We start from the raw sequence: 19,880 nt of genomic DNA on the forward strand, positions 1-19,880 counted from the left end.
ATTTTTATTTTTTAATGATTTTTCTAAGTTCTCTATTTCCAAATGTATCGTACGCTTTTAAAAAATATATTCCTTGATTCAAAGGCGACAAGTCTAAGGTAATACGGTTTGCGTTTACTTCCTCGCTGTGTACTAATTTCCCTTGAATGGAATAAATAGCTACCCTTATAACGGAATTATGTGACCTAATATTTAAAATACCCTTGGTAGGATTAGGATAGGCATAAAATGATACAGCAACATTTTCGGAAATACCAAGATTACAATCCTCAATAAACGTTACCGAATGCCCTACTTGTGTTGTAATATAAGTAGCCAAGGGCGAACCTGCATCATCCAAACAGACCGTTTCCAGTGCCGGAAGGTCTTCAAAATTACTGGCTTGCGCACCATCGATGAATAGCTGATCGTTATTCCCGTTTCGTAGGTTGATATAGGTAAGTACGCTATTCGATTTACAATCCAAGCGCCGTAGATTTACATTGTTGCTTAGATCCAATTGTTGTAAATTATTTCCCCTGCAAAACAAAAAGTCAAGTAAAGGGCTTCCTGTTACATCAACAGATGCAAGCTGGTTGTTATCAAGGTTTACAATAAACAAACCGGGATTCCCGCTAAGGTCTAACGATGTAATGGCATTGCCTTGAACATATAAAAACTGTAAGGCAGGATTATTACTTAGATCCAGCGTGTTTAAATTGCAATAGTTACATTGAAAGAAAAACAAATCTGTGTTTGCACTTAGATCCACATTCGTTATAGCGTTTTCAGAAATTGAAAGTGTTCTCAGCAAGGGGTTTCCTGTCAAATTAACAGCAGCAATCATATTGTGGCTACTACTTACTTCCAATAGTGCACTATTGCTGCTTAGATTTAATTCAGTGATGTCATTATAGTCACAAGCCAAACCTTCAATATTGACAAAGGCTTCTATACCAGTGAGGTCGCTTATGCTACCGGGTACAGCAGATGTGCCGCTTACATCTATCGTTTCTGTAAACGCTTCAGCTTCACTCACCTGAATTTCCCCATCCATATTTGTATCTATTAATGGAATATGGTTTATCAATTTGTCTTTAAAACTCGCATCTGGTATGGATACAATCTGCGCATGAGTGGCTATAAAACTCGAAAAGAAAACAAGAAATAGGAATGGTGCAACCTGATTCATAAAAAATAATTTAAAGACCTTTCGTCAATTATACAATGCTGAAACTGTGGTTCATGATTTACTGCTTTTTTTTATCAAAAAGGGGAGAAGATTTTTTTTATGTAATCCTAAAGTACAATAAATAAGGAAATTGTCAAATGATTTCAAGTCGTAATTAACGAATTACGACCTTATTACATTTATTTTAAGTGTAAAGAATACGCTAAGAATAGCTTAAGGAGTCCACGGTACAAAGGGGCCAAGTGCAATTATGCTTCCTGCTCCATTTATATTTCCGTAGATATCGAGTCCTACATTAATTTTATTGGAAGCCAAAAACCGAAACCTAGTTTGTAAAGGGATACCTACTGTATATTTTTTTATATAATCTGAAGTATCGGGAACTGGCATACTCAAATAAAAATAACCAACCTCGGCAAAAACTTCCATGGAGAACCAATTGGTGGTTCCTTTTACTATGCCAAGATTTTGCGATGCGGAAATGTTGCGGAATTTAAAGATTCATCTTGTGTCTTTCATGCGAAATGGAATACTTATAGACAGGATGAACAAAATTAAACCGGGGAGAACACTACGATTCGGTTGTACCGATTATTAAATATATAAAGAGTACACTAAACAAAAATGCCGACTCGTTTCGAGTCGGCATATTGTAAATTTTTTAGTATCAACTAGTTGTTGTCGGCTCCCTGTGGGGTCGTTCCATCGGCCGGAATGTCTGTAGTTGTATCTGCCGGAGGTGGAATTACATTCTCGATAGCATCTTCAAACGTATCATTTGATGCCGTTGTACCCATGATAGGAATGTTCGACAATAGGATAAGTGCCAACATCAAGGCTGCAAGTGTCCATGTACTCTTATCTAGGAAGTCGGTTGTTTTTTTAACACCACCCAATTGCTGAGTGCCACCACCACCGAAAGACGAAGACAATCCGCCTCCTTTTGGGTTTTGAACCATCACTACTACTACGAGTAAGAAGGCTACGAAAATAATCAAGATCAAAAATATGGTAAACGTACTCATTGTTCCTCTGTATTAATCAATTTTTTAATTGCCCGAATTTGGTCTGCAAAGAAACCACTTTTTTCGGGATATTTCAAAATTAAAATTTTATATGCTTGTATTGCTTTCGAATAGTTCTTTTGTTGCAGGTATACCTTTGCTAATGTCTCTGTCATGAGAGCTTCGGAAGCGTGCGTATAAGGCTCGGACAAGTCTTTTTGTGCCGAAAATTGCTCCGCAGGCTTTATTTTTGGCTTCTGCTGAATGAATTTTTCGATCAATTGAAACTTTCGCGTCTGCGCAGAAATAGTTTCTTCATCATTAGATCGTTTAATAGGTGTGGCCGAAGTCAGTTTCAACCATTCGCCAAATGAATGCGTATCCGTTTTCTTGAATTCCAACGGCTTATTCAATTCCAAAGCTGTTTCTGGCTTGTTTATCGGCTCCGTTTGTTCCTCCTTCCGAGGTTCTGCCAAATCCTTAACCGATGCTAACTTTCGTTGAAATAATTCGGGATTAAAGATGGCGTCGGCCTTTTTAAGTTCGACCTTCATTTGATTGTCCAAAGCCACACTTAGCTGTTCCGAAACATCTTCAGTTACCACATCTAACTCCAAGATGGCCGCATCGTGTTGCTGTATTACCTGAGCAATTTCATTTTGCACAAAGCGTTCCGAAGTAATATATTCAAACAAAATATCGCGATCTGTGGTATAGGCCGCTGTAATCTTCAAGGAGTCGTTGTACAGAAAACTCTTTTCATTTTTTAATCCCTTAAGCTGAAGTGCTCGCGCACTCTGAAAATAAGGATATTTCTCTATCACCGAAGCCAAACCGGCTACCTCCTCTTTTTTAATTTCCTGAGGATTTGCAAGCAGATATGTATAGGTAGAGGTGTTCAAAATTTACCAGTTTGCCAAGGATTTATTAAAAATATCTTGTGTGATCCGTTCAAAAATAACGGCTACGGCATCATCCAGCCTAGAGCCGGTAAGTTGTGTCCCTCCGGGGTAATCGTAATAGAAGGAAAAACGCTGTTCAAAATCCTTGTCTTCGTTTTGCGTATTGTAAAATCGAACATTCACACTAATGGTGAGTCGGTTTTGTGCTGCAGTACTTTGTGAAGTCGCCGTAATAGGCGCAATATAATATTGAGTGATCTCACCTTCGTAAACCAGATCGCCGTTGTTGTTCACCAGGTCTAAACTCGTCTGATTCAGTAATAAATCCTGCAATTCCTGTGTAAAATCTCGTGCAATTCCGGGCTCTACAATTGGCGCATTGTTCTGAAAATAACTTACCTGAAAGGTCTTAGTCTTCGAATAATCTATATCGGCTCCAGTAAATGAATAATACTTGCATCCTTGTACCACATTTACGAACAACAGTAAAATAAGAATATTTTTAACGTATTTCATTAGAGGTTATATTGTTTTATCTTCCGGTACAGCGTTCGTTCCGAAATGCCCAACTCGTCTGCTGCATCTTTCCGTTTTCCGTGGTATTTCTCCAGTGATTTCTTAATGAGTTCTAATTCTTTTTCCTGAAGGGAAAGATTTTCTTCTTCCTCAATCTCTTCGGCAAAATCGTAATTACCTTTTTTTACTTCCGAAGGGGAGGCTGCTATACTTACTACTTCCACATCCTGTGCTTCTTGTTCTTCTTCCTCTATAATTGAAGCCAAATCCTGCTGATGGCTTTTTTCTTCGTTATAAATCTTATTGATTAGCGAAGACTGCTCTTCCTGAACCTTTGCAGCATTACCTGTCTTCATAAGCTCGAGGGTAAGCTTCTTTAAATCGTTCACATCGCGTTGCATATCAAAAAGGACTTTGTACAAAATCTCTCGCTCGCTACTAAAGTCACTTTGCGCCTTCTTCGAAGTGATTACCGCCGGTAAATTACTTCCTACATCAGGAAGATAATGTTTTAAGGTTTTATAGGATACCTCTCTTTCGTGTTCTAAGACCGAGATTTGCTCGGCCACGTTTCGCAGCTGACGTATATTTCCACCCCAGCGATATTGTAATAACAGACTTACGGCATCTTCCTTTAAGCGGATCGTTGGCATTTTATACTTTTGGGCAAAGTCGGCTGCAAACTTTCGAAATAGCAGGTGTATGTCTTCACTGCGCTTCCGTAAGGGAGGTAAATTAATTTCCACAGTACTCAATCGATAATACAGGTCTTCCCTAAACTTTCCTTTGTCAATGGCATCACCCATAATTACGTTTGTCGCTGCCACAATTCGCACATCCGTCTTCTGGCTCTTAGAAGAGCCTACCTTCAAAAATTCGCCATTTTCCAAAACACGTAACAAACGCACCTGGGTAGGAAGTGGAAGTTCTCCTACCTCATCCAGAAAAATAGTGCCACCGTCTGCTACTTCAAAATAACCACTACGTGTAGCCGTGGCGCCGGTAAAGGCCCCTTTTTCGTGTCCGAACAACTCACTGTCTATGGTTCCTTCAGGGATGGCGCCACAATTCACTGCTATATATTTTCCGTGCTTCCGGTGTGATAGTGAATGGATTATCTTTGGAATACTTTCCTTTCCCACACCGCTTTCACCGGTCACCAAAACCGAAATGTCCGTAGGTGCCACCTGTACAGCTTTTTCCACGGCACGGTTTAGTTTAGGATCGTTTCCTATAATTCCGAATCGTTGTTTTACTGCTTGAATGTTTTCCACTATCTTAGAAAAATTTAAATTACTATTTACTAATTATTCTCACTAAATCCAATTGCGTTTCCAATTAGTGTCGCCCCGGTACAATCTTCTACCTGTACCAATACAAAATCTCCCGGCCTATAGTGCTCTTTTGGGAAAACGGTCACGGTACTTTGCGGATTGCGACCACTCCAATGTGCATCACTCTTTTTCGATTCTTTTTCGATTAGAACCTCTACCGTTTTCCCAACAAACTGATGGGTTCGGTATGCGCTGTGTTCCAGTTGTAGGTCCACAATTTCAGTAAGTCTTTGTTTTTTAATAGCTTCGGGAATATCGTCTTCCAATTTACGGGCAGCCATGGTTCCGGGTCGTTCCGAATACTTAAACATATAGCCAAAATCGTACTTCACATACTCCATCAGACTAAGTGTGTCTCGATGGTCTTCGTCTGTTTCGGTAGGAAATCCGGTAATGATATCCTGTGAAATGCCACAGTCAGGAATGATTTCCCGAACCGCATCAATAAGTTGAATATATTCTTCCCGTGTGTGTTGACGGTTCATTTCTTTTAGAATACGAGTGCTTCCACTTTGCACCGGTAGATGAATGTGGTTACATATATTTGGATACTTCGCCATGGTGTGGATTACATCGAGGGTCATATCCTGTGGATTCGAAGTGGAAAACCGAATGCGCATTTTTGGGTGTGCTTCGGCCACCAAGGACAACAATTGTGAAAAATTGGTAGCAGTTGCTTTTTGCATTTCGGAAGCATTTTTAAACTCCTTCTTCAATCCGCCACCATACCAGAGATAACTATCCACATTCTGTCCTAGCAGTGTCACTTCCTTGTATCCTTTTTCAGCTAAATCCTGTATTTCGGACAGGATGCTTTGCGGGTCACGACTGCGTTCACGTCCGCGGGTAAAAGGCACCACACAAAACGTACACATATTGTCACAACCCCTCGTAATACTTACCAAGGCGTTAATACCATTCGTGCCTAACCGTACAGGGGAAATGTCACCATAGGTTTCTTCTTTAGACAGAATTACATTTACGGCATCACGGCCTGCTTCTATTTCCTTTACCAAATTGGGAAGATCCTTATATGCATCTGGTCCTACGACCATATCCACGATCTTTTCTTCATCTAAGAACTTATCCTTTAAACGCTCTGCCATACAACCCAGGACACCTACCTTCATTTTTGGGTTCTTACGTTTAACCGCATTGTACTTTTCCAGACGTTTTCTAACCGATTGTTCGGCCTTATCACGAATAGAGCAGGTATTGACCAATACGAGATCTGCATCCTCCAATTTGTTGGTAGTGTTAAAACCCTCGTCGGCGAGTATGGAAGCAACAATCTCGCTGTCGCTAAAGTTCATCTGGCACCCATAACTTTCAATGTAAAGCTTCCGGGAGTTCTCTTCCTTTGGTTCTAATGTTAAAGCTTGTCCTTGCTTCTTTTCGTCTATTATTTTCTCTTCCATAAATAACAATCGTCAATCGATAGCATATTCCTATCGTCAATAATAACGCCAGTTTCTGTCCGGCAGTTGCAAAGATACGATTAAATTGGGGTATGTGACAAAGTGGCAGATTTCTTTTTTGTAAATTTACAACAGCTAACTTAAAAAATCATGGAACATCCTATCTTCACGAAAATTGAAAACGCAAAAAAACCGGATTTTGGTGCTATTCTTTCCAAAAGTTTTGAATTGTTTAAAAAGGTGTGGGAACAGGCCTTATATCATGTGCTCATTACACTGGCGGTAATGCTTCCGGTAATTCTATTAATTTATATTCCTTATATCCTATTTATATTTCAAATGGGCGGCTTCGATTCGTATGGGTATTACGATGATTATGGTTTTTACAGAGAGCCTAATTTAGCGCCCTATATTCCTTTTTTAATCGTTTATGTAATAGTCGTTTTGGTGATTATCTTTTTGGCTCAGGCCTTTGTCTTAGGAATTACCGCGCACTTCGTCAAGGTATTAAAAAAGGTGGATACCGGTTCGGCTGAAGATGTTGGGGGGTATTTTTCTCTTATTAAGGGAAATTATATGAAATTGATTCTTTTGTCATTGGCTTCCTTCGGAATTGCATTGCTGGCTACATTGGCCTGCTATCTACCTATATTTTATGTTATGGTCCCTCTGCAATTGCTCGTTGTCTTCTATGCTTTTCACCCCGAAATGTCTGTCTCCGACTTGGTAAAGGCGAGTTTTAAATTGGGCCATAAATTTTGGTTAACGATCTTCGGACTCATAATTATCTCCTCCTTAATTGCGCAATTGGGTATCTTATTGTGTATTGTCGGGGTGTTTTTTACAGCCTATTTTGTACACATTCCTATGTATTACGTTTACAAAGATGCGCTAGGGTTTGATGATGTTCCGGAAGAAAATACTACGCAGGTCACTTCCTAAAAGCATGTACATTGCGGTGTTAACAGAACCCTTATTTTCTAAGGTTCAAGTTGCGTATTAAAAAAAAAAGATACTTTTGTAGCCCAAACTACATGAACATGGCAAAGAATTTAGTGATCGTTGAGTCGCCTGCAAAAGCAAAAACTATAGAAAAATTTCTCGGAAAAGATTTTAAGGTAGCGTCCAGCTTCGGACATATTGCCGATCTTCCATCAAAGGAATTGGGTGTAGATGTAGAGGGTGATTTTACTCCTAAATATATTGTCTCGAGTGATAAGAAAAGTTTGGTGAGAGAATTAAAATCACTGGCCAAGAAGGCAGAGATGGTGTGGTTGGCGAGTGATGAGGACCGAGAAGGAGAGGCCATCGCTTGGCATTTGGCCGAAACTTTGGACCTAGATAGTGAAAAGACAAAACGAATCGTTTTTCATGAGATCACCAAATCGGCTATTCTAAAGGCCATTGAGAATCCGCGTCAGATTGATTATAATTTGGTGAATGCGCAGCAGGCGCGCCGTGTGCTCGATCGTTTGGTAGGATATGAATTATCCCCTGTATTGTGGAGAAAGGTGAAAGGAGGGCTGTCTGCCGGCCGTGTTCAATCTGTGGCAGTGCGGTTGATCGTAGAACGCGAACGGGAGATCGAAGCCTTTACACCGGTTGGATCCTATCGTATTGATGCCGAATTTATCACTTCGGAAGGGAATTCCTTTAAAGCCAAATTGCCTAAGAATTTTGATACCGAAGCCGAAGCGCGTGAATTCCTTCGGAAGAATATTGGTGCTTCTTATACGGTTTCGGAGCTGGTAAAAAAACCGGCAAAAAAATCACCGTCGCCACCGTTTACCACCTCTACGCTTCAGCAGGAAGCAGCTAGGAAATTATATTTTTCAGTAGGGAAAACCATGACCATTGCTCAACGTTTGTACGAAGCAGGTCTAATTACCTATATGCGTACCGACAGTGTAAACCTTTCCAATGACGCAAAAAATGCGGCCCAAAAAGAGATTGAGTCTTCCTATGGAAGTCAGTATTGCCATCCCCGAAATTTTAAAGGAAAGTCAAAAAACGCCCAGGAAGCCCATGAGGCGATTCGTCCTACCGATATGTCCCGACAAACAATTGAAGGAGATTATGACCAGGCGAGATTGTACGACCTTATTTGGAAGCGAACCTTGGCATCTCAGATGAGTGATGCGCAGTTGGAACGCACCAATGTCAAGATTGGCATTCAGGCGTCTGAAAAGATAGAAGAACACTTTGCCGCCAATGGTGAAATGATAAAATTTGACGGTTTCCTAAAAGTGTATTTGGAAGGAACCGATTTTGAAGAAGAAGAACAAGAAGGGATGCTGCCTAAACTTTCAACAGGCGATAGCTTGGAGAATGAATACATCACGGGAACCGAACGTTTTACAAGGCCGCCGTATCGCTATACCGAAGCTTCCTTGGTGAAGCAACTGGAAGAACTGGGCATTGGCCGTCCTTCCACCTACGCACCAACCATTTCTACGATCATCAATCGGAATTATGTTGAAAAGGGAACGATCGAGGGCGTGGAGCGAAAGTATCTGCAATTGATCTTGACATCTCAAAAAATTTCAGAAAAAAAATTAAAGGAGACCGTAGGAAGCGATAAGGGAAAACTGGTGCCTACCGATATTGGATTGATTGTGAACGACTTTTTGGTGGAACATTTCTCCAGCATACTCGATTATAATTTTACGGCCAAGGTGGAACAGGATTTTGATGATATAGCCGAAGGCAAGGAGGAGTGGAAGCAAATGATGAAAGACTTCTACGGAAAGTTTCACCCTAGAGTGGAAGATGTTTCGGAAAATGCAGACCGAGAAAGTGGTGAGCGTATTTTGGGAGATGATCCCGAAACAGGAAAGCCAGTTTTAGTGCGCTTGGGGAAATTTGGCCCCATGGCACAAATTGGCGCGCCGGACGACGACGAAAAGAAATTTGCCAGCTTACGGCCGGATCAACAATTGCATTTGGTGACCTTTGAAGAAGTGATGGATTTGTTTAAACTTCCGAAAACCCTAGGGGTATATGACAATGAAGAGGTGGAGGTAAACAATGGACGCTTCGGACCCTATATACGACTGGGTAAAAAGTTTATTTCCCTGCCAAAAGGTGTGGATCCTCTGGACGTTGATATGACCATGGCCAAAGAAATGATCGAAGAAAAGAAAAAGGCCGATGCACCTATCTATGTATACGAAAATTTGCCCGTTCAAAAAGGAACAGGTCGTTTCGGTCCTTTTATAAAATGGAACAATATGTTCATCAATGTGAACAAGAAGTACGATTTTGACAATCTTTCCGAAGCAGATATAAAACAACTTATCGAAGATAAAAAGCAAAAGGAAATTGATAAGTTAGTCAATGAATGGCCCGCAGAAGGAATTCGAATTGAAAAGGCTCGATGGGGTCGTTTTAATTTGATAAAGGGAAAGACTAAGGTTGAATTGCCCAAATCGACCAAGGCAGATAAGATAACACTGGAGGAAGCACAAGCCCTTATCGAAAAGAAAGCCCCGAAGAAAAAAGCAGCAAAGAAAAAAACTACTTCTAAGAAAAAATAATGATTGAGTTTCTAAGCCCTATTTCGAAAGCTGTCCTTGCGCATAGAGAGATCTTGCCCGCCGGTGTCTTGGGGAAACAGATTGAGATCCATCATAAAAAAGGGGCGCTTCCGGATTTGGCGAACGTAAAATTTGCACTGCTGGGTGTTAAGGAAAATCGAAATGATGTTAATTATATAGGTAAGGAGGTCTCTTTCGATGCCTTTAGAAAGGCATTGTACAGTCTATATCCCGGAAACTGGTCGCATAAAATGGTAGATATAGGTGATATTGAGAAGGGTGAAGCCGTTACCGACACCTATTTCGCGATGCGAACAGTGCTTACTGCCTTACTGAAGAAAAAGATCATCCCGCTTATTTTAGGTGGTAGTCAAGATTTGCTATATGCACAATACAGGGCCTACGATAGTGTGGGTACGATGGTAAATATGGTCAATGTCGATTGTAATTTTGATCTGGGTGATGCCGAAAAGCCTATTTCGAATAAGTCGTATGTAGGAAAAGTGATTGTAGACAAACCGTACAATCTCTTTAATTATAGTGTGATTGGGTACCAATCGTATTTTAACCCTCCCGAAGAGATTGCCTTGATGGAAAAACTCTATTTCGATGCGTATCGATTGGGTGAGGTAACTGCCGATATTACTTTGGTGGAACCTATTTTGAGAAATACTGATATTGTAGCCATAGATGTGACCGCAATAAAAAGTGCGGAAATAAGTTATAAGAATAGTGCAAGTCCTAACGGGTTTGACGGCCGGGAAATATGTGCCATTGCAAGATATGCCGGCATTAGTAATAAATCAACTTCCTTTGGCGTTTATGAATTAGCCGATTACCAGGGCGCCGAAAGTGGGGCTATGTTGGTGGCCCAGATGCTTTGGTATTTTGTAGAAGGGGTTAATTTTAGAATTGCCGATGAGGACTTTGGCAATGCCGATCTCTATACAACGTATAAGGTTCCTGTTGATGATGAAGTACTCGTATTTAAAAAAAGTAATAAAACGGGTCGTTGGTGGATAGAATTGCCTTTTATTTCAAATGCTAATAATAAATTAAAAAGTAGAACGTTATTACCATGCACTTATGGCGAATATTTGAGTGCAACAAATCAGGAGATTCCTGAGCGGTGGTATAAAGCCCGCCGAAAGAATGAAGTATAACCAAACGAACTAAGTAAAACGAGCTTTAAGGGTTTTTTAAGAAAATTGTTGTTTTTTTAAAATTTTATAAATAGGTTTACGCCCTTGAATCTCGAAAATTTAACCTAAATACCTATGAAGAAGTTTATTGCATTAACTGCGATTGTTGCGTTTATGTTTAGTTGTAACTCTGGAGACAGGGGTGAACTAGTTGGCGCAAAAGGGAAGAAATGGTATCCTCAAAAGCCTTACGGTATGACGCTTATCCCTGGTGGGTCTTTCATCATGGGTAAGGCAGACGATGATTTTGTAGCGGTAAACGACGCACCAACCAAAACGGTTACAGTGCGTTCATTCTATATGGATGAAACCGAAATTACCAATTCGGAGTATCTTCAATTTGTAAATTGGGTTCGCGACTCTACGGTACGTCTTAAATTGGCAATACTGGCCGATGAAGTGGGCGCTACACCCGGAGATGGTGGTATAGGTGAATTTGCTTTTGTAGATCAGGAAAATACCGAAATGACTCCGTATGACCAATATATGTACGACAATTACTATGGAATGGGAGAAGATTTCTACGCGGGTAGAAAGATCAATCGTGATGTAGATCTAATTTGGGACACAAGTGAATACCCCGACGAATATTATTCGGAAGTAATGGACACTATGTATATCCCTGCCGAAGAAGCCTATAATGGACAACGAACCATCGATGTCGAAAAATTGAAGTTCCAGTATACCTATATGGATATTCAAGCGGCGGCGAGAGATAAAAGCAAGCGACGAAAAGACTTCATCAAAAAAGAAGAAGTGAATATCTATCCAGATACCACCGTTTGGATTAAAGACTTTAACTATTCCTATAACGAACCGATGCACAATGACTACTTCTGGCATGCGGCATATGGAGATTATCCGGTTGTAGGAGTGAATTGGAAACAGGCAAAGGCTTTCTGTGCTTGGAGAACATTATATAAGAATTCGTATCAAAAATCAAGAAACCGTAACCATGTAAACTCTTTCCGTCTTCCGGGAGAGGCAGAGTGGGAATATGCGGCTCGAGGTGGTCTGGAATCGGCAACCTTTCCTTGGGGTGGTCCGTATGCAAAGAACGACAGAGGTTGTTTCTTAGCAAACTTTAAGCCATTACGTGGAGATTATGCAGCCGATCAGGCATTGTATACGGTTGAGGCCGATGCATACGAGCCAAACGACTATAACCTGTATAATATGGCAGGGAACGTAAGTGAATGGGTAGCTTCTTCTTATGACGCTGCTTCTTACGAATACACGTCAACAATGAACCCCAATGTCAACGACGAGGAAAATGCTCGTAAAGTAGTTCGTGGAGGTTCTTGGAAAGATGTTGCTTATTTCTTGCAGGTAAGTACTCGTGACTACGAGTATGCCGATTCTGCAAGAAGTTATATTGGCTTCAGAACGGTTCAAGACTATATGGGAACCGATGTAGTACTAAACGAAAAACTAGGAGACGCTCGCTAATAGCACTCTAAACATACTTAAAAACTAAATCTTAACTTAACTAAAAACTATTGTATTATGGCACAATCTAGATCATCAAAAAAATTATTTAATATGGCCTACGGGCTGGGAGCATCTATTGTAATTTTAGGTGCATTGTTTAAAATTCTTCACTGGGAGTTAGGACCACTTAATGGAGGGCTACTACTAGCGGTTGGTTTAATTACGGAAGCAATTATTTTTGCGATCTCTGCATTCGAACCGGTTGAAGATGATTTAGACTGGTCTTTGGTATATCCCGAATTAGCTGGAGGTATGGCAGGAGAAAAGAAAAAGAAAGAAGATCCCCAAGGTCTACTGTCTAAAAAATTAGACGAAATGTTGAAAGACGCTAGAATCGATTCTGAATTGATGAATAGCTTAAGTACAAGTATTCGTTCTTTCGAAGGTGCTGCTAAAGGTATGGCCCCAACCGCCGAAGCAATGAGTTCCACGAAGAAGTACAGTGAAGAAATGGCCTTAGCTGCCGCGCAAATGGAATCGTTGAACAGTTTGTATAAAGTTCAGGTAGAATCTACAAGCCGTCAGGCAGAAGTTAACGAACGTGTTGTAGAAAATGCAGAACAGCTAAAACAACAAATGGAGCACTTGGCTACCAACCTATCTTCTCTTAACGGAGTGTATGGAGGTATGCTTTCTGCTATGACCAATAGAAATTAATTTCCTATTAGACTAACTTTTATTAACAACAAAAAACTAAAAGATTATGGCTAAAGGAACATTATCCCCAAGGCAAAAGATGATTAACCTGATGTATCTGGTTTTCATCGCTATGTTGGCATTGAATATGTCTAAGGAAGTATTATCAGCCTTTGGATTACTAGATAAAAAAATAACCGATGCTAACGTGGCAACTACACAACGTAACATGGCTTTTATGGAAAGCCTTGGTACCAAAGCATCAGAACAACCTGAGCAATATGCTGCGGTAAAGCAAAAAGCAGATGAGGTAAGTGCTATTTCAGATAACCTTGATACATATCTGGAAGGATTAAAGGCTGAAATGATGAAAACGTTGAAGCCGGAAGATGCCGACGACTATGAGGTGCAGGACAAACCTGACTTTTTAGACAGACGATTCTTTAAAGGTGATAAGCTAAAGCCGGAAGGACAAGAATTCTTAGACCAGATCAACAAGTATAGAACAGAGATGCTTGCTGTGTTAGGAGATACCTATCCCGATATCAAAAGCTCTATAGAAGCAAATTTTTCTACAGCTAAAGTAAAAAACCGTGATGGTAAGGAAATAGATTGGTTAAATTATAACTACGAAGGATTTCCATTAGTGGCTTCTAAAACCAAGCTTACCCAATTACAGGCCGATATTAAAACTACCAAGAACGAATTGCTTTCAAAGATGTTAGCGGGGCAACAGGCAAGTGCCTTGTCATTTACCCAGTACAACACCTTATTAGAAGCCTCTAAATCGGCTTTTTACGCAGGAGAACAATTTGATGGAGGTATCGTATTAGGGCGTAAAGATCCAAATACCAAACCAAACCGTGTTGAATTGACCTTAGATGGTAGACCACTAACGTCCGAACAATACACCATTCAAAATGGTAAAGTAATGCTGAATATTAGTGCCGGTAGTCCTGGTGATCATAAGATTGAAGGTAATTTGATCTTCTTACAGGATGAGAAAGAAGTAGAAATTCCGGTATCATTAGGATTTGCTACAATTTCAAAACCTAATTCGGCGGTAATTTCTGCAGACAAAATGAATGTAGTATATCGCGGTGTGGATAACCCAATGACGGTTTCTATCCCCGGTATCCCTGACAATAAAGTGAGCGCGTCCGGATCTGGACTTACTAAGGTTTCAGGCAGTAAATATGTAATGCGTCCCGGAACTGGTAGAACCGTAAGTATTTCTGCTGCGGGTACCTTACCCGATGGACAGCGAGTAAATACGTCATCCGAATTCCGTATCAAGGATATTCCCGCACCTCAAGGTGCGATCCGTGGGGAAACAGGTATTGTACGTATGCAACGTCAAGGATTAGAGATCTCTACTGTTTCGGCGGTTCTAGAAGACTTCGATTTTGATGTAAACCTGAATGTGACCGGATTTAGCTTTAAAGTATCGGGTCAGCCAACGGTACGTGTTAATGGTACCCGTTTAGATACGGCAGCCAAAGGCGCACTGCGTAGAGCAGCTCGTGGAGATGCAGTTCAAATATTTGATATCAATGCAAAAGTTGCGGGAAGTACGGTGATCTTAAAGAAAACATCTCCTGTAATTATTGAATTGACAAACTAGAATAAAATCTGTTTATATGAATTTTAAAAATGTTGTCTTATGTGTTTTTGTGGTTCTTTTGAGCACCAGTGCTATGGCACAGCTCAATATATTGAACGCAAAAGAGCCGGAAGAGATAGGTAAAAAGACCGAAGCGCAAATTGCGTACGATAATGACGAACCCCTACCTTATGGATATGTGGACGATCGTGACGTACTTTGGTCCAGAACTACCTGGGAAATTATCGATCTTGATGAACGTGTCAATTTCCCCTTGTACTATCCTATCGATACCAACAACATTGGTGCTGAAAGACGCTCCTTATACGATGTGTTGGTAAGAGCGATTAAGGAAGGTAACATTGAACATGTATATGCCGATTCCTATTTTACTGAAAAACGTACGTTAAAGGATATCGAAGCTTCTTTGGTATATAGCGATACAACCGACCTTGGTATTGAACAATACAACGCCGAAGGAATTGTAGACGAACAATACGTTAGAAAATTCAATCTGGATGCAGGCGATGTGGAAGAATGGAGAATACGTGGGTATTGGTATATGGACAAGCGTCAAGGCGAGTTAAAATATCGTATGCTTGGTATTTGTCCGGTTGCGAACGAAGCGCGTTCAAAAGCATTTCCTGATGACAATATCGACAGTAAGGTTGAGTTATTCTGGATATGGTTCCCAGCGGCACGTAAAGTATTACACGAAGCCAAAGCGTTTAACCGTAAGAATACATCACAGCCTATTACCTACGATCACCTGCTAAACTCAAGACGTTTTCATGCGGTTGTTTATAAAGAAGACAACGTACAAGGAGACCGCGGCGTAGCAGATTATATTAGCGACAATGCCTTAATGCAGTTGTTGGAATCTGATCGTATTCGTGAGCAAATTAGAAATATCGAAATAGATATGTGGAATTACTAATTTCACCAGTTAATTAAGATTTAAAACCCTCTTCGCAATTGCCTAGAGGGTTTTTTTATGGGAGGAGTTACTTTCAAGCAAATACTGCAACCTCCCGAAGGATATTCAAAGATTATATAATATTTTTACCCGGTGAAAGATGTTGATTATATTGTTGTAGGTTTAGGTATTGCCGGACTTTCCTTTTGTGAACAGCTGCAGCGGGAAGACAAACGCTTTGTCGTTTTCGATTCCGGAGTCCATGGTGCTACGGTAGCATCGGGAGGCGTTTTTAATCCTGTAGTACTCAAACATTTTACCGGAACCTGGATGGCCCGGGAGCAGCTGGATATAGCTGTTCCGTTTTATAAAGCACTGGCTGCTAAATTAGAGATTACTACCTTCGAAACGGTACCGGTTTTTAGAATTCTGAAAAATGCCGAAGAACAAAACAACTGGACCGTGGCAAGTGATAAGAAAGAACTTTCTTCTTTCCTCTCTTCTGAAATTATCAAAAACACAAATCTTGCTATCAATGCACCCTTCGGATATGGAAAGGTGATTGTTTCAGGACGTATTTTTCCGAAGCAATTGTTTCAGGCGTATCGTAGCTACTTGCAAAAGAACGGGCGGCTATTTCCGGAAGCATTTCAATATGACTTACTTCAGGAAAATAAAAAAGGAGTTCGATACAAAGACATTTCAGCAAGAAAAATTGTTTTTGCTGAAGGCGCAGCAGCTATTAATAATCCCTTTTTTCCGAAGCAATTACTTATACCCAATAAAGGGGAATACATCATTATCACCGCACCCGAACTACAGTTGGAGTATATGTTAAAAGGCCCTGTGTTCGTCATACCATTGGGCAATCACCAATATAAGGTGGGGGCTACTTATAGTAGGGAAGACGCCACCACCCACCCAACAGCAGCGGCAAAACAAGAGATCGTATCTAAATTACAACAAATGATACACTGTCCCTTTGAAGTAATCGATCAAATAGCAGGCGTTCGTCCTACCACAAAGGACAGAAGACCCATCTTGGGAACCCATACCTCCGAAGCGCATAAGGTCTTTTTTAATGGTTTGGGCACACGAGGCATCCTTATGGCCCCGTTTCTTGCGAAAATGCTGTACAGTCACTTAGAAGAAGAAAAGGAGCTTCCTAAGGAAGTTAACATGGCTCGATTTAATCGATCGTAGCTTTTTCTTTGTCGAAGGTTAAGAAAAAGTTGATCCAGATATTACGGGAGAGTCTCAAAATCACCGGTAATAATACGATAAGGGCCGCAACGATAGTAAGGAACGTATAAAAACGATCCAGTCCAATAAAGATATAGGCAATGATAAATGCGGCCACGCCAATCGCGACTCCTACTCCATAACTCACATACATGGCTCCGTAGAAGAAGGAGGGTTCAATTTTAAATTTGGTGTCACAATGCGGGCAGCGATCGTTCATACTTAAGGTCTCATACGGGTTGTAAAGACTACCCGATTTATACATGCTCGCCGAATGACACACCGGACAAGTTCCTGTGAAAATACTATAGATCTTAGTGCCCTTCATATTTATTGTTTGAGATGTTGACAACCATTTTTTTTGCAATGCAAAATTAAGCATCTTTGCAAAAATTTTTGTCACAAAAGTTACATAATGCTGAATATTCATAATCTTTCGGTTTCTTTTCAAGGGGACTATTTGTTTGAGAAAATCACCTTCCAGCTCACACCGGGGGATCGCGTGGGATTGGTTGGTAAGAATGGTGCAGGGAAATCGACCTTATTACGAATAATTGCCAACGAACAAGAATACGATACAGGTTCCATTGCAACCGATAAAGAGGTTTCAATAGGCTTTTTAAAACAAGATATCGATTTTACCAAGGGGCAAACCGTGTTGGAGGAATCGTATGAGGCATTTACCGAAATTAAGAAACTGGAGAAAACCTTAGAACGGATCAATACCCAATTGGCCGAGCGAACCGACTACGAAAGCGATGCCTATCATCAACTTATGGTCGATCTCAACGAGGTGCAGCACCAATATGAAATTCATGGGGGGTATAACTATCAAGGGGAAACAGAGCGTATTCTTCAAGGATTGGGATTTCAACGGGAAGATTTCAATAAGTTAACCGAAACCTTCTCCGGAGGATGGCGCATGCGGATCGAATTGGCAAAACTCCTATTGCAGAACAACGATATACTGTTGCTAGATGAGCCTACCAACCACCTGGATATTGAATCCATTTTATGGTTGGAAGACTTTCTAAAAAACTATCCGGGCGTGGTGGTGGTAGTATCTCACGATAAGATGTTTCTGGATAATGTGACCAATCGTACCATCGAAATCTCTTTGGGGAAGATTTACGATTACAACAAACCCTATTCAAAGTATCTCGTGCAGCGAGCTGAATTGCGCGAGCAGCAATTGGCTTCGCAAAAGAATCAACAGAAGCAGATAGAGCAAACCGAAAAGCTTATTGAAAAGTTTCGTGCCAAGGCCAGTAAGGCGACTATGGCGCAATCGCTTATAAAGAAGTTGGACAAGATAGACCGTATTGAAGTGGACGAAGACGATAACAGTGTGATGTCGCTTCATTTTCCGGTATCGGTGACACCGGGCAAGGTGGTTATTGAAGCCTCTCATATTACCAAGGACTATGGCGAAAAGAAAGTGCTAAAGAACATAGATCTTTTGGTAGAACGCGACAGTAAAATAGCCTTTGTAGGTCAGAACGGGCAGGGGAAGTCTACGCTTGCCAAGATTATTGTTGGTGAAATTGAACACGGTGGCAAGATGAAGTTGGGCCACAATGTGCAGATTGCCTATTTTGCTCAGAATCAGGCCGAGTATCTCGACGGAAGCAAGACCGTACTAGACACTATGATCGATGCAGCCAACGAAAAGAACCGGGCCAAGGTTCGGGATATATTGGGGTCATTTCTTTTTAGGGGCGATGAGGTGGATAAGTATGTTAGAGTACTAAGCGGTGGAGAGCGAAACCGACTGGCATTGGCGAAGTTGTTATTGCAGCCTTTTAACGTCTTGGTCATGGATGAGCCTACCAATCACTTGGATATAAAGTCGAAGAATGTATTAAAGGACTCGCTTCGGAAGTTTCAAGGCACCCTTATTTTGGTATCTCATGACCGGGATTTTCTACAAGGTCTGAGTAACAAGGTATACGAATTTAAAGACCATAAGATCAAGGAGTATTTAGGCGATATTGATTATTTCCTAGAACAGCGAAACATTCAGAATCTCCGAGAAGCGGAGAAGCGCACCGTTATGGCTTCAGAATCTAAAAAAGGGGATACCTCGGGAAAGCAATCGTACGAAAACCAAAAGAAATTAAAGTCGCTTAGCAATAAACTGAGTAAAATTGAAGCCAATATCAACAAACTGGAACGAGAAATTAAGGCGATCGATGTAGAGCTTGCTGTCAATTACGATGCGACCATTGCCAAACCAAATTTCTTTGATGCCTATCAGGCTAAGAAAGATAAGCTGAGTCAATTAATGACCGAATGGGAAGCGATTACGCTTCAGTTGGAAACAATTAGCGTTTAGTACTTCATGGAAGCACACTTTTTTCAATGTCCGTATTGTTGGGAGGAGATTTCCATGGTGTTGGATCCATCGGTGGCCCGTCAAACCTATATAGAAGATTGTGAGGTTTGTTGTAATCCTATTGAGGTGACCCCTCAATTTGAGGATGGGATGTTGGTTGGATTTACCGCAAATAGTATTGAGCAATAATATTTCTATTAAAGTGGTTGCGGATACAACTATTCCTTTGTATCTTTGCATTCCAAAATAATTCAGTCGGACCTATGAACCGAGGGCTAAGCGCCAAGTTGAGGGTTTTGGAACATACATCGCGGGATAGAGCAGTAGGTAGCTCGTCGGGCTCATAACCCGAAGGTCACTGGTTCGAGTCCAGTTCCCGCTACTAGAAACTCCCCAGATAACTCTGGGGAGTTTTTTTATGGCTGAATTTGTAGTTTATATCCTTTGGTCTGATGTTTTTTCTAAAACATATATTGGATGTACTGGTAATTTAATGTCCAGGTTTTTATCACATAATGTTTTGGGTAAAAAAGGATGGACAGTTCGCTATCGCCCATGGCGAGTGGTCTACGTA

General features: G+C 40.8%; 19 protein-coding genes and 1 tRNA gene. 12 read left to right on the forward strand and 8 right to left on the reverse strand.

Annotation, left to right across the window (positions count from 1 at the left end; translation table 11 throughout):
- Positions 1 to 4: 4 nt before the first annotated feature.
- The 7 genes from K8F54_RS07485 to miaB form a co-directional block, all read right to left on the reverse strand.
- Positions 5 to 1,171, reverse strand: a complete 1,167-nt coding sequence (locus tag K8F54_RS07485) for a T9SS type A sorting domain-containing protein (protein WP_290789079.1) — start codon at positions 1,169 to 1,171, stop codon at positions 5 to 7.
- 213 nt (positions 1,172 to 1,384) lie between these two features.
- Positions 1,385 to 1,600, reverse strand: coding sequence for a hypothetical protein (locus tag K8F54_RS07490; RefSeq protein WP_290789081.1), 216 nt, complete (start codon positions 1,598 to 1,600; stop codon positions 1,385 to 1,387).
- Positions 1,601 to 1,842: 242 nt separating this feature from the next.
- Entirely contained in the window at positions 1,843 to 2,196 is a 354-nt protein-coding gene (gene secG, locus K8F54_RS07495) for a preprotein translocase subunit SecG (protein WP_290789083.1), read from the reverse strand.
- Entirely contained in the window at positions 2,193 to 3,077 is an 885-nt protein-coding gene (locus K8F54_RS07500) for a hypothetical protein (RefSeq protein WP_290789085.1), read from the reverse strand. The genes secG and K8F54_RS07500 overlap by 4 nt, the downstream gene beginning before the upstream one ends.
- 3 nt (positions 3,078 to 3,080) lie before the next feature.
- On the reverse strand, positions 3,081 to 3,593 hold the full coding sequence (locus K8F54_RS07505) for an LptE family protein (RefSeq protein WP_290789087.1): 513 nt from the start codon (positions 3,591 to 3,593) through the stop codon (positions 3,081 to 3,083).
- On the reverse strand, positions 3,593 to 4,867 hold the full coding sequence (locus K8F54_RS07510) for a sigma-54 dependent transcriptional regulator (RefSeq protein ID WP_290789089.1): 1,275 nt from the start codon (positions 4,865 to 4,867) through the stop codon (positions 3,593 to 3,595). The genes K8F54_RS07505 and K8F54_RS07510 overlap by 1 nt, the downstream gene beginning before the upstream one ends.
- Positions 4,868 to 4,896: 29 nt before the next feature.
- Positions 4,897 to 6,345, reverse strand: a complete 1,449-nt coding sequence (gene miaB / locus K8F54_RS07515) for a tRNA (N6-isopentenyl adenosine(37)-C2)-methylthiotransferase MiaB (RefSeq protein ID WP_290789091.1) — start codon at positions 6,343 to 6,345, stop codon at positions 4,897 to 4,899.
- A 150-nt stretch (positions 6,346 to 6,495) separates the two neighbouring features.
- Here miaB and K8F54_RS07520 point away from each other — a divergent pair, with 150 nt between their 5' ends.
- The 8 genes from K8F54_RS07520 (at position 6,496) to K8F54_RS07555 (ending at position 16,932) form a co-directional block, all read left to right on the forward strand.
- Positions 6,496 to 7,287 (forward strand): hypothetical protein, encoded by a 792-nt coding sequence (locus tag K8F54_RS07520; RefSeq protein WP_290789093.1) that lies wholly within the window; start codon positions 6,496 to 6,498, stop codon positions 7,285 to 7,287.
- A 98-nt stretch (positions 7,288 to 7,385) separates the two neighbouring features.
- Positions 7,386 to 9,881, forward strand: a complete 2,496-nt coding sequence (gene topA, locus K8F54_RS07525) for a type I DNA topoisomerase (protein ID WP_290789095.1) — start codon at positions 7,386 to 7,388, stop codon at positions 9,879 to 9,881.
- Positions 9,881 to 11,044 (forward strand): formimidoylglutamase, encoded by a 1,164-nt coding sequence (locus tag K8F54_RS07530; RefSeq protein WP_363299467.1) that lies wholly within the window; start codon positions 9,881 to 9,883, stop codon positions 11,042 to 11,044. The genes topA and K8F54_RS07530 overlap by 1 nt, the downstream gene beginning before the upstream one ends.
- 114 nt (positions 11,045 to 11,158) lie before the next feature.
- Positions 11,159 to 12,532, forward strand: a complete 1,374-nt coding sequence (gene gldK / locus K8F54_RS07535) for a gliding motility lipoprotein GldK (RefSeq protein ID WP_290789097.1) — start codon at positions 11,159 to 11,161, stop codon at positions 12,530 to 12,532.
- Positions 12,533 to 12,589: 57 nt separating this feature from the next.
- A complete protein-coding gene (gene gldL, locus K8F54_RS07540) occupies positions 12,590 to 13,231 on the forward strand; it encodes a gliding motility protein GldL (RefSeq protein WP_290789099.1) in 642 nt (213 codons plus the stop codon).
- Between the two features lie 46 nt (positions 13,232 to 13,277).
- Positions 13,278 to 14,834 (forward strand): gliding motility protein GldM, encoded by a 1,557-nt coding sequence (gldM, locus tag K8F54_RS07545; RefSeq protein WP_290789101.1) that lies wholly within the window; start codon positions 13,278 to 13,280, stop codon positions 14,832 to 14,834.
- 16 nt (positions 14,835 to 14,850) lie between these two features.
- Positions 14,851 to 15,750: a gliding motility protein GldN gene (gldN, locus tag K8F54_RS07550; protein ID WP_290789103.1), complete on the forward strand. Its 900-nt coding sequence runs from the start codon at positions 14,851 to 14,853 to the stop codon at positions 15,748 to 15,750.
- Positions 15,751 to 15,882: 132 nt separating this feature from the next.
- Positions 15,883 to 16,932: an FAD-dependent oxidoreductase gene (locus K8F54_RS07555; RefSeq protein WP_290789105.1), complete on the forward strand. Its 1,050-nt coding sequence runs from the start codon at positions 15,883 to 15,885 to the stop codon at positions 16,930 to 16,932.
- On the opposite strand, the gene K8F54_RS07560 is transcribed toward K8F54_RS07555, so the two are convergent.
- A complete protein-coding gene (locus tag K8F54_RS07560; protein WP_290789107.1) occupies positions 16,919 to 17,299 on the reverse strand; it encodes a DUF983 domain-containing protein in 381 nt (126 codons plus the stop codon). The genes K8F54_RS07555 and K8F54_RS07560 overlap by 14 nt on opposite strands.
- Before the next feature lie 87 nt (positions 17,300 to 17,386).
- Here K8F54_RS07560 and K8F54_RS07565 point away from each other — a divergent pair, with 87 nt between their 5' ends.
- The 4 genes from K8F54_RS07565 to K8F54_RS07580 all read left to right on the forward strand — a co-directional run.
- Complete coding sequence (locus K8F54_RS07565; RefSeq protein ID WP_290789109.1) at positions 17,387 to 19,306, forward strand: ABC-F family ATP-binding cassette domain-containing protein; 1,920 nt, start codon at positions 17,387 to 17,389, stop codon at positions 19,304 to 19,306.
- 6 nt (positions 19,307 to 19,312) lie between these two features.
- A complete protein-coding gene (locus K8F54_RS07570; protein ID WP_290789111.1) occupies positions 19,313 to 19,495 on the forward strand; it encodes a CPXCG motif-containing cysteine-rich protein in 183 nt (60 codons plus the stop codon).
- A 120-nt stretch (positions 19,496 to 19,615) separates the two neighbouring features.
- Positions 19,616 to 19,688 (forward strand) — tRNA-Met (locus K8F54_RS07575).
- A gap of 36 nt (positions 19,689 to 19,724) precedes the next feature.
- Positions 19,725 to 19,880 (forward strand): GIY-YIG nuclease family protein (locus tag K8F54_RS07580; RefSeq protein WP_290789117.1); only part of this gene is annotated, 156 nt, incomplete at its 3' end.

The sequence above is a fragment of the Altibacter sp. genome (assembly GCF_019913785.1).
GTDB lineage: Bacteria > Bacteroidota > Bacteroidia > Flavobacteriales > Flavobacteriaceae > Altibacter.